The organism is uncultured Arcanobacterium sp. (assembly GCF_947253055.1).
Taxonomy (GTDB): Bacteria; Actinomycetota; Actinomycetes; order Actinomycetales; family Actinomycetaceae; genus Arcanobacterium_A.
Genome location: NZ_CAMXYE010000056.1, coordinates 1 through 9,644 on the forward strand (window position 1 = coordinate 1; position 9,644 = coordinate 9,644).

The following is a 9,644-nucleotide window of genomic DNA, read 5'->3' on the forward strand; positions in this document are numbered from 1 at the left end:
ACACCCATAAGGTTTCGTCGGCAGCGTCAGATGTGTATAAGAGACAGGGAAAGAAGCCGTCGATAAAAAAGTATTTAGTGATGAAAAATTAGGAAAGATTGTGGCGGAGTATCAGCCTGCCCAAATAATCTTTTTTGATTCTCGCCTTGATTCTTGGTTCATAGCTGAAGATGGCACAGTGCGGGCAGCGTGCCGCACTGGAGAAAAAATTGTCTTGGGGAAGATTCCCCTCCCAGATTTTTTGCATCAGCGTTCTCAGCTTTTGGCAGAGAACCCGAAGATAAAAGAGATAACTGGAGAGAGTAAGCAGTTTTCGCCGGGGCACCATGCACTCTGGCAGCTAATTTTAGTCGGGGCGGGGGCGCTTTCCTTAGTGGCAATTTCGCTGCTCTGGCTGCACTGGGAAGTTTCTTATTTAGCTGATCGCCCCCAGGGAGAAGAGGCAGAGGCGAGAAGAGAGAAAAAAGTAAAAGAAACTACTAAAAACCGTTTTCGCCGCGCCACTGCGCCGGTTTCTCTCTATCGAGCCGATTCTCTGCAGCGGAAAAAACCTCCGCCTCCGCCGCCGCGTGCTGCCACCGCCGGCGATGCTAGTAGCGGGGAAAAAAGCGAGGAAAATAAGGGAAAGAATTTAGAATCTCAGCAGAAAGATAGCGAGAAAAATGACGAATTTTTTAACGATTGATACTTCTGCCCAAGTAGTAGTGGGTATTTGCGCAGAGAGACTCGGAGCAGTTAACGAATTAGCCGTGGCACGTTCGGCAGATACGCGCCACCACGTGGAGGTGCTGACTCCGCTAGTGAAAACAGTTTTAGAGCAGGCAGATATAGCAAAGCCAGATGCGATAATTGCCGGCACTGGTCCAGCGCCTTTTACTGGTTTACGCGCTGGATTGGTGACAGCGCGGACGTTGGCTGCTGCTTGGGATGTGCCTATCTATGGTCTTTCTTCTGCGGAAGTGCTGGCTCTAGCGGGCGCTAAAGCGGGTGGCAATATCGTAGAGTCGATAATCGATGCCCGCCGGAAAGAAGTTTACGCTTTGCGCGCGCGGGCTTTGGGTGCAGACGATATTGAGGTGCTGCAGGAAGTGCGGGTGATTTCTCCGCAGTTATTGGCAGCCGAGTTGGAAAAAGATCCTGCTTTAGTGGTGTGTGCGGAAGCGGATCTCTATGCAGATGAACTTCCCGGAGAGCGCATTGTAGCTGCGTGTACTCCGCCGGTCATGGTGCGTTTGTTGCGCTCGCGGCAGGCGCGAAGCGAAGCGGGAGAAAATATTACTTTCTCGCTGCAGCCCCAGTATTTACGCCGCCCCGATGTGCAAGGTGGCAAAGCGCAGCCGCATTCTGCGGGCAATCCTTACGAGTTAAATAATTAATCTGCGTGCCGGGGTGCGTAATACTCGCTAGATTGGGCAGTAAATGCAGATAAAAAAAGTGGGGGCAGAGTGGGCAGAAAGATGTGCACGTTTTGATGCGCAGAATTTCGCTGCCGCCGCTTGGCCACTTTCTATTTGGGAGGCAGAATTACGCGCCCCGCAGCGGCGCTATTTAATGATTTTGGAGCCTCCCGCTCCTCATCAGAGTGTCGGGCGCCTAATTGCCTTAGGGGGAATCACTCTCAGCCCAGATGCTGATTTGCTTACTTTAAGTGTGGCGGCAGATAAAAGGCGGCAGGGCTTAGCTACCCAATTACTGCACGCCTTATTGGCGGAAGCTAAGGCAGCGGGCACTGAGCAAGTATTTCTAGAAGTGCGCAAAAAAGATACGGGCGCCCAGCGTCTTTATCAGTCTTTCGGATTCGAAGAAATCCATATCCGGCCGCGCTATTATCCCGATGACGACGCGCTAATAATGCGTTTGCGGCTTTCTGGAAAATACGCAACTAAACTCTCACAGAATTAAATGTGATATTGGCCGGGCGGGCTCACCTCCAGGAATGCCAGAGTTCAGGCTAAAAAAGTGCCTAAGTTTTTTCATTTTGGCTCTGCACATCATTCTTTTCCTTGATTTAGGCGCTTTTACCTAGGTCAGAAGGCCAAAAATCTGATATTTTCAAGATGTGTCTAATTCATCTGTAACGAAACGTCGTGGCAAGCAAACCACAGTAGCACTTAAGGTGCTCATGGCTGCCACTGGTCTGATTTTTGTATTCTTTTTACTATTCCATATGTATGGCAACTTAAAGGTGTTGGCCGGAGCAGAAGTTTACAATCACTATGCGGAATGGCTACATCAAGATTTGCTCTACCCGATTTTGCCTCATAAAGGCTTCCTCTGGATTATGCGGATCACTTTGCTGCTCTGCATAGTGCTGCATATGTACTCTGCTATTAGCCTCTGGCTGCGCGCTTCGAAAGCGCGCGGTAGCGCCTATAAAGTACGCAGCGGCAAGAAGGTACGGGCAGGTAAATCCTATACGGCAGTGGTAATGCGCTGGGGTGGAGTAATAATCGCATTGTTTATTATCTTCCACATACTGCAGTTCACCACGCTTCACATCAGCGTGGGAGCAGAGAATTATGCGCTTATGACTCCTTATGAGCGGATGGTAGCGGCTTTCAACGTGCCGTGGCTCTACGCCTTCTATTTCATCGCTTTGGCAGCGGTAGGCCTACACATTCGCCATGGTGTGTGGTCAGCGCTGGCCACTCTTGGTCTTTCTTCCCGCACAAGAGAGCGTGCATTTAAGATAATTTCGGATATTGCTGCGCTCATGATTTTCGTAGGCTTTATGGTGCCTCCGACGATGATCCTCACCGGGTTGATTTCTTAAGGATGGATTTACAAATGAACGAAAATTTAGTGCAGGGTTTATACCGAGAGGGTGAAGCCTTAAAAGATACGAAAACGCCCTCTGGGCCGCTGGAGAAGCGCTGGCAGCAGCGGCAGTTTACAGCTAAGCTGGTGAATCCCGCTAACCGCCGGAAGCGTTCAATTATTATGGTCGGCACCGGCCTCGCTGGTGGTGCAGGAGCAGCTTCGCTCGGAGAAATGGGCTATCACGTAAAAGCCTTCTTCTATCAAGATTCGGCGCGCCGCGCCCATTCCATTGCCGCACAAGGCGGAATAAATGCTGCTAAGAACTATAAGAACGACAACGATTCCACTTATAGGCTTTTCTACGACACGATTAAAGGTGGCGATTTCCGGGCGCGGGAATCTAATGTATACCGCTTAGCGGAAGTTTCAGCCAATATTATTGATCAGTGCGTAGCGCAGGGAGTACCTTTCGCTCGTGAATACGGCGGCTTATTAGATAACCGCTCTTTCGGTGGCGTGCAGGTATCTCGTACTTTCTATGCGCGCGGCCAGACCGGTCAGCAGCTGTTGATTGGCGCTTATCAAGCATTGATGCGCCAAGCACATGCGGGCACGGTAGAGCTCTTTAGCCGCCACGAAATGATTGATTTAGTGGTTATTGACGGCCGGGCGCGCGGTATCGTGGCGCGCGATATGGTCACTGGAGAAATTGAGACGCATATTGCCGATGCGGTGGTACTCGCTACCGGCGGATATGGCAATGTATTCTTCCTTTCCACCAATGCTATGGGCTGTAATGCGACTGCAATTTGGCGGGCACACCGGCGCGGCGCTTATTTCGCCAACCCGTGCTACACCCAGATTCACCCCACCTGTATTCCCCAGCACGGAGAATCGCAATCGAAGCTGACTTTAATGTCGGAGTCGCTGCGTAACGACGGGCGGATTTGGGTGCCGAAGAAGGCAGAAGATTGTAAGAAGGATCCGCGTGATATTCCGGAAGAAGATCGCGATTACTACTTGGAGCGCATCTATCCTTCGTTCGGAAATCTGGTGCCGCGCGATATTGCTTCGCGGCAGGCAAAGAATATGTGCGACGAAGGTCGTGGCGTAGGACCGGCTATCGGAGGAGTTTCTCGCGGCGTTTACTTGGATTTCGCAGAGCCAATTGCTCGGCTCGGCAAAGAACAGGTATCGGCTAAGTATGGAAACCTCTTCGATATGTATGAGCGCATTACCGGTGAAGATCCTTATGAAGTACCTATGCGTATTTATCCGGCTGTTCACTACACGATGGGTGGTCTGTGGGTAGATTACGATCTGGAATCCACTATTCCGGGCTTGTACGTGGCGGGCGAAGCTAACTTCTCCGATCATGGAGCAAACCGGCTGGGAGCTTCGGCTCTTATGCAGGGGCTAGCTGATGGATACTTCGTACTTCCGAATACGATTAACGATTATCTAGCAAATAATAGCTTCCCCGAAGTAGCGCCAGATAATCCGGAGCTGCAAGAGATTCTGAAAGAAAATAAGGAACGCTTCGATTACCTCATTTCTAATGAAGGTAACCGTTCGGTAGATTCTTTCCATAAAGAACTCGGCCACATTATGTGGGAATACTGCGGTATGGAGCGTAATGAAGCTGGCTTGAAGAAAGCTATTGCGGAGATTCGGAAGTTGCGTGCAGAGTTCTGGAAGAATGTGCGCGTACCGGGCGGTAAATTTGAGCTCAACCAGTCTTTGGAGAAAGCCGGCCGCGTAGCTGATTTCTTTGAACTGGGCGAGTTAATGTGTATCGATGCTCTCCATCGGAACGAATCGTGTGGCGGTCATTTCCGCTCCGAATCGCAGACGGAAGAGGGCGAAGCTCTGCGGCATGATGATGAATATGCATACGTAGCCGCGTGGGAGTGGGCGGGTGAAAATGAGGCACCTGTCTTACACAAGGAAGATCTCAACTACGAATTTGTCGAAATGAAGCAGCGGAGTTACAAGTGAAAATTAATCTCGAATACTGGCGGCAAAACGGACCTGCTGATAAGGGTCATTTTGAAACGCATACGATTGAAAACGTCGATGAGACAGCCTCTTTCCTCGAAATGCTCGATCAGCTGAACGAAGAGCTTTTCGCGGAAGGAAAAGAGCCGGTAGCTTTCGACTCTGACTGTCGTGAAGGCATTTGCGGGCAGTGTGGATTAGTGATAAATGGCGATCCGCACGGTCCGGAAGTGACTACTACTTGCCAGCTACATATGCGGCATTTCCAAGATGGCGACACCATTACTATTGAGCCGTGGCGTTCTACCGGTTTCCCGGTGTTGCGCGATTTGGTAGTAGACCGGACTGCTTTTGACCGCATTGTGCAGGCTGGTGGATATATTTCCGTAAATACGGGAGCTGCGCCGGATGCACACGCTACCCCGGTGGCGAAGCCTAAGGCAGATAAAGCTTTTGAAGCAGCTGCTTGTATTGGCTGTGGTGCGTGCGTGGCAGCTTGCCCGAATGGTTCGGCAATGCTTTTCACCTCGGCAAAGGTAGTGCATTTAGGTCTACTTCCGCAGGGGCAACCTGAGCGGAAAGAGCGCGTAGTAAATATGCTCGCGCAGCATGATGCAGAAGGCTTTGGTGGTTGTACTAACGTGGGTGCTTGTGCAGAGGCTTGCCCCAAGCAGGTGCCACTAGAGTTTATCTCGATGTTGAATCGTGATTTGATCTGCGCCTCGGTATAGAAAAACATTTCTGAGCAAACTGGTACTGCCATATAGGCGGTAAAAGATTGCTGATTCTGCAGGAGGGCGAGCGGTACACCGCTCGCCCTCCCACATTTGTGGGCAGTAATTTTGCCTAAGGGCGGCTCTGTGCTTTAAAGACGGCTCTGGGGCGGCTGTAGAAGTGTTGTATTTAGGTCGGCGCTAAATAGTTTTATTTTTGTAGCCGGCTACAGAGCAAAATATGCGGCTTTCCAGCTAATGGAGTAGAGATCAAAGTGGCACTCCCAGGGAGGGAAGAATCTAAATGTAGCTGCCGCCGATATTCTTCCGGCACCAGCGCAGTGCCGCGCTTCTTTATTTCTACTCTTCCTATACCATGGGAGCGCAGCGCCGCTTGCACTATTTTAGGCCGTGGTTTGAGCACTTCTTGGATGCGGAAGCCACTTAAAAAAGGTGAAAAAATCGGATCTGCTCCAGTTAAATAGGCGATTTGGGCAGATACCGGCCGCAGCTGCTGCGCTTTTGCCAGAGAGGCAATTGCTCCGGCGCGAATAATAGCCGGATCAGGCTCATAAATAAATTCTGCGAGGGGAGCTGGCTCCAGCATCTCTGCTGGGTGCCGTGGATTTTCTCCATCTGCTTGGTAGGAATATCTTCTATCAGGAGTGATTACGAGCGCGCTTCGCCCCGGTTTTATATCTGCTCCCATCCAAATTACCGCTTCCGCCAGTGCCCGCGTTTCACTAATCCACTGCACATGAGCAGATGCAGGCAGTAATGCATAATCAATACCGGGAGCTACCTTTATTCCCGAAAGTGGATAACGCTGCGCGAGCGCAATTGCGTGCTCTAAACTGGGCTGCCAGTGAGCTGGATTTTTTATGCGCTTTCCCGCGGCCCGGCGGGCCGGGTCTATCCAAATCGTATCTGCCCCGAGAGCAGCTAAATCTAAATCATTGGCATCTGCTTCGATTACGCGGGCAGTGGGAAAAGCTGCTAAATTGTGCCGCGCTGCGGCCGCTGCTTCGCCGTCTTTTTCAATCGCCGTTACGCTAATTCCGGCGGCGGCAAAGCTCCGCGCATCGGCGCCAATTCCACAGCCAAAATCGAGTAGTTTCTGGGCTCCGTGCTGGTGCAAAAAATCTGCATGTGCAGTTGCTATGCTGGCGCGAGTCGCCTGCTCTAATCCGGCCGCAGTAAAGAGCATCTGTGCTGCTGAATCTCCAAATTTTTCGGTGGCGCGGGCGCGGAGCCGAGATTGCGTGAGCGCGGCAGAAATTAAATCACTATCGAAGCCGCGCTTTCGCAATTGATCGTGAAGGGAAAATACTTGTGCTGAATCGTATGCCGGTAACTCGGCGAGAAGTTGCTGCCCCGGTGCAGTAGCTAAATCCTTAATATGCACAATTCTATTTTCGCATATACGAGCAGAATTTTTATTTAGCGTTGCTGAGGTAGGAAGGTGTGATTGGGGCAGGGAGGTGTGATTAGGGTAGTGCGATGTGATTAGGGTAGTGCGATGTTCGCAAATAGCGAGTTTTCCCGCATTTTCTGGCACTCAAATTGACCGAGTGCCAATTTCCGCTTAGAGTAAGTTATGTAGCAAGTGCTACGCCCTGGATTGGGCTCGGCCCCCGCGACGGCGGGTCCACTAGGTTCGTTAAAAAGATACGAGTTTAGAAAAGGGGGACCGCATGTCGGTATCCATTAAGCCCCTCGAGGATCGGATTGTTATCCAACAAGTCGAGGCTGAAGAAAAGACTGCTTCGGGAATTGTGCTTCCGGGCAGCGCGCAGGAAAAGCCACAGGAAGGTGTGGTCATTGCTGTAGGCCCCGGCCGCATCGATGACAATGGCAACCGTGTACCGCTAGATATCGCAGCTGGCGATACGGTGATTTACTCCCGTTACGGCGGCACGGAAATCAAGTACGGAGAAGATGAATACATTATTCTTTCCGCACGCGATATCCTCGCTAAGGTAGAGCACTAAATATTTTTTATGGGGGCAGAGCTTCTCGCTCTGCCCCCATTTTTTATGCCAAAAATTACGCTATTCGCAGTTTAACGATGAGTGCGTAGGTATTCGCTCAGCACCGCTGCTTCTGCATCCCAGCCGGCCTGATTCGGGTGGATATATCCCATAATTGGTCCGCCTTGGAAAGGTGGATTAATCCAGCTATTAGCTTGGGAACCATAGCGATAGGGATTCATGCCGTGCCCGGCAAAAGCCGTGCGTATATCTACTAGGTGGTAGCGCTGCGAAGCAGTTTTTTGATTCATATCGGCTATCAGATTGCCTTGCATCTGCGTATAATCCTGCTGCATTTTCTGCAGTTTTGCGCCGAAATCATACCAAGCAAAGGCATTTTCTGGCACTAGATAGTTGCCAGTATTAATTAAATCCGGGTAGGAGAGGAGATATACCTCTGCATTACCCTGCGAATTTTTCTCTATCGCATCTAGTACAGCTGTGACGCGCTGGCCAGCTTCGTTGCGCAATATATTCTCCGAGTAGTTCATTTGCTTATCGCAGAGCTGACCTGAACGCATTACCAAGCACTTAACCGCAATGCCAAAGAAATCAGCATCGTTGCCGCCGATGGTTAAAAAGACTATATCCGTATCGGGGGTGACCGCTTCTATCTGCATCTTATTGTGCAGACGGCACTCCAAGGTAGCGGTGTAGATATTGCCAGCGGGGGCGGGAGCTACTTGCCGGTATTCCCATTCTCCGTGCTCAAGTGGCACTTCGCCACACATCTGCGCTGCTTCTACTCGTTTTTGCCACTCGGCTCCTTGATCGGGATATTCCGAACGCGGCAGATAATAAGCCTTAGTAATACTCTTTTTCGCCATTCCTAAAGTGGAGACATCTTGGGCTCTTTCCACCAAATCGGCAGCTACCGCACCAGAGCAAGCTACGTTCTTATAGGAGGCCCCTAAATCCTTCGCTACCTGCGCTCCATAATTGGTAGTAGAGCGGGAGCAATCACTCTCATATACTCCATTCGAACCGTTTCCGGCTGAATAGGAATCGCCTAGCTGGACAATGTTTAGCGGTTCTGTCCCTTGGGCACTGCTGGCCACTACTCCCAGTCCGATAGCCATTCCGAACAGAGCTAGAGTGGAAATCCCGGCCCCGAAAATTTTAGTTTTTTTCTGCATTTATAATCCTTTGCTGCAGATAAAAAATTCCATTGCTTTACACTATAGATATTACTAGGTAGTGCGAAAAAAATGGTAAATATGCAGGAATCATTTAGCAAGTATGCGGAATTACCTTATAAGTCAAAAATTTATTAAGTTAGAGCCGGGTATTGCCCTTATTTGGTATTAAATTAAACGCCCACTAAGCGCTGCGAGAATAATGCTAAGCGCTGCGAGAATGACGGCGTTGGCGCACCACGCGGCTGCGTTCTTCTTCCGACATTCCTCCCCACACTCCGTAGGGTTCGCGGTGGTCTAGCGCATATTCACGGCACTCTAAAATTACGGGGCAGTGCTGGCAGATACGCTTCGCCCGTTCAATTCGCCGCCGCCGCGGGCCGCCACGCTCGCCTTCTGGATGAAAGAAAAACTCTGGATCCATAGTGCTGCAGGTGCCTTTTACCTGCCAATCCCAAAAATCCACGAGCGCTCTATCAACATCTTTAATACGTGCGACCAAGGCTGCGTCCTCCCCGCTGTAGCCTACCGGCTAGAGCTCCTACTGAAAATATGTAAATAGGCAACCTGAGCCAGTTTTCTGGCTGTATTGCCTCACCATATTCCAGCGTAGGCGCTTTAGGTGCTTTTCCGCAAGGTTCTTTTAGTGTGGTAATGCTGATAGCTGAATTTGTTTTCACATATTTTCAGGAGGACGCTCGGCAGAAATATTTCTATAATGGAGAGGTGAGCGAAAATAATCCTTTTGCCTTAGTGGGCTTGACCTATGATGATGTATTGCTTCTTCCGGGAGCTACCGATGTAATTCCTTCCGAAGTGGATACTACTGCGCAGTTGACGCGAAATATTAAAGTGAAGTTGCCGCTGCTTTCTGCGGCTATGGACACAGTTACCGAATCGCAGATGGCTATTGCTATGGCTCGTCAAGGAGGCATAGGAATTTTGCACCGCAATCTTTCCATTGCAGAGCAGGCAAATCAGGTGCGGTTAGTGAAAAGATCCGAATC

Annotated in this window: 11 protein-coding genes; 8 read left to right on the forward strand and 3 right to left on the reverse strand. The window is 50.4% G+C overall.

Annotation, left to right across the window (positions count from 1 at the left end; genetic code table 11):
• The first annotated feature begins 100 nt into the window (after positions 1-100).
• The 6 genes from Q0X35_RS04690 to Q0X35_RS04715 all read left to right on the forward strand — a co-directional run bounded on the left by Q0X35_RS04690 (position 101) and on the right by Q0X35_RS04715 (position 5,489).
• Entirely contained in the window at positions 101-685 is a 585-nt protein-coding gene (locus Q0X35_RS04690; RefSeq protein WP_297566054.1) for a hypothetical protein, read from the forward strand.
• A complete protein-coding gene (gene tsaB, locus Q0X35_RS04695; RefSeq protein WP_297566056.1) occupies positions 663-1,376 on the forward strand; it encodes a tRNA (adenosine(37)-N6)-threonylcarbamoyltransferase complex dimerization subunit type 1 TsaB in 714 nt (237 codons plus the stop codon). The genes Q0X35_RS04690 and tsaB overlap by 23 nt, the downstream gene beginning before the upstream one ends.
• Before the next feature lie 43 nt (positions 1,377-1,419).
• The gene (locus Q0X35_RS04700) at positions 1,420-1,902 is read left to right on the forward strand and encodes a GNAT family N-acetyltransferase (RefSeq protein WP_297566058.1); all 483 of its coding nucleotides are present in this window, start codon (positions 1,420-1,422) and stop codon (positions 1,900-1,902) included.
• 157 nt (positions 1,903-2,059) lie between these two features.
• Positions 2,060-2,773: a succinate dehydrogenase cytochrome b subunit gene (locus Q0X35_RS04705; RefSeq protein WP_297566060.1), complete on the forward strand. Its 714-nt coding sequence runs from the start codon at positions 2,060-2,062 to the stop codon at positions 2,771-2,773.
• A gap of 14 nt (positions 2,774-2,787) precedes the next feature.
• The gene (locus Q0X35_RS04710; protein WP_297566062.1) at positions 2,788-4,758 is read left to right on the forward strand and encodes a fumarate reductase/succinate dehydrogenase flavoprotein subunit; all 1,971 of its coding nucleotides are present in this window, start codon (positions 2,788-2,790) and stop codon (positions 4,756-4,758) included.
• Entirely contained in the window at positions 4,755-5,489 is a 735-nt protein-coding gene (locus Q0X35_RS04715) for a succinate dehydrogenase/fumarate reductase iron-sulfur subunit (protein ID WP_297566064.1), read from the forward strand. The genes Q0X35_RS04710 and Q0X35_RS04715 overlap by 4 nt, the downstream gene beginning before the upstream one ends.
• Before the next feature lie 193 nt (positions 5,490-5,682).
• Here the strand turns inward: Q0X35_RS04715 and Q0X35_RS04720 are convergent, their stop codons facing one another.
• Positions 5,683-6,876 carry a class I SAM-dependent methyltransferase gene (locus tag Q0X35_RS04720; protein WP_297566066.1) on the reverse strand — a complete coding sequence of 398 codons (1,194 nt, stop codon included), beginning with the start codon at positions 6,874-6,876 and terminating at the stop codon, positions 5,683-5,685.
• Positions 6,877-7,165: 289 nt separating this feature from the next.
• On the opposite strand from Q0X35_RS04720, the gene groES reads away from it, so the two are divergent.
• Positions 7,166-7,462, forward strand: coding sequence for a co-chaperone GroES (groES, locus tag Q0X35_RS04725; protein WP_073996077.1), 297 nt, complete (start codon positions 7,166-7,168; stop codon positions 7,460-7,462).
• A 71-nt stretch (positions 7,463-7,533) separates the two neighbouring features.
• Here the strand turns inward: groES and Q0X35_RS04730 are convergent, their stop codons facing one another.
• Positions 7,534-8,637: an SGNH/GDSL hydrolase family protein gene (locus Q0X35_RS04730; protein ID WP_297566069.1), complete on the reverse strand. Its 1,104-nt coding sequence runs from the start codon at positions 8,635-8,637 to the stop codon at positions 7,534-7,536.
• Between the two features lie 205 nt (positions 8,638-8,842).
• Positions 8,843-9,139 (reverse strand): WhiB family transcriptional regulator, encoded by a 297-nt coding sequence (locus tag Q0X35_RS04735; RefSeq protein ID WP_297566070.1) that lies wholly within the window; start codon positions 9,137-9,139, stop codon positions 8,843-8,845.
• 224 nt (positions 9,140-9,363) lie between these two features.
• Between Q0X35_RS04735 and Q0X35_RS04740 the strand changes: the two genes are divergently transcribed.
• A partial coding sequence (locus tag Q0X35_RS04740) for an IMP dehydrogenase (protein WP_297566072.1) occupies positions 9,364-9,644 on the forward strand: 281 nt, incomplete at its 3' end.

Excerpts from the sequence above, each read along its gene's own strand:
- tsaB (WP_297566056.1), top strand. The coding sequence starts at position 663 with ATGACGAATTTTTTAACGATTGATACTTCTGCCCAAGTAGTAGTGGGT.
- Q0X35_RS04700 (WP_297566058.1), top strand. The coding sequence starts at position 1,420 with ATGCAGATAAAAAAAGTGGGGGCAGAGTGGGCAGAAAGATGTGCACGT.
- Q0X35_RS04710 (WP_297566062.1), top strand. The coding sequence starts at position 2,788 with ATGAACGAAAATTTAGTGCAGGGTTTATACCGAGAGGGTGAAGCCTTA.
- groES (WP_073996077.1), top strand. The coding sequence starts at position 7,166 with ATGTCGGTATCCATTAAGCCCCTCGAGGATCGGATTGTTATCCAACAA.
- Q0X35_RS04730 (WP_297566069.1), bottom strand. The coding sequence starts at position 8,637 with ATGCAGAAAAAAACTAAAATTTTCGGGGCCGGGATTTCCACTCTAGCT.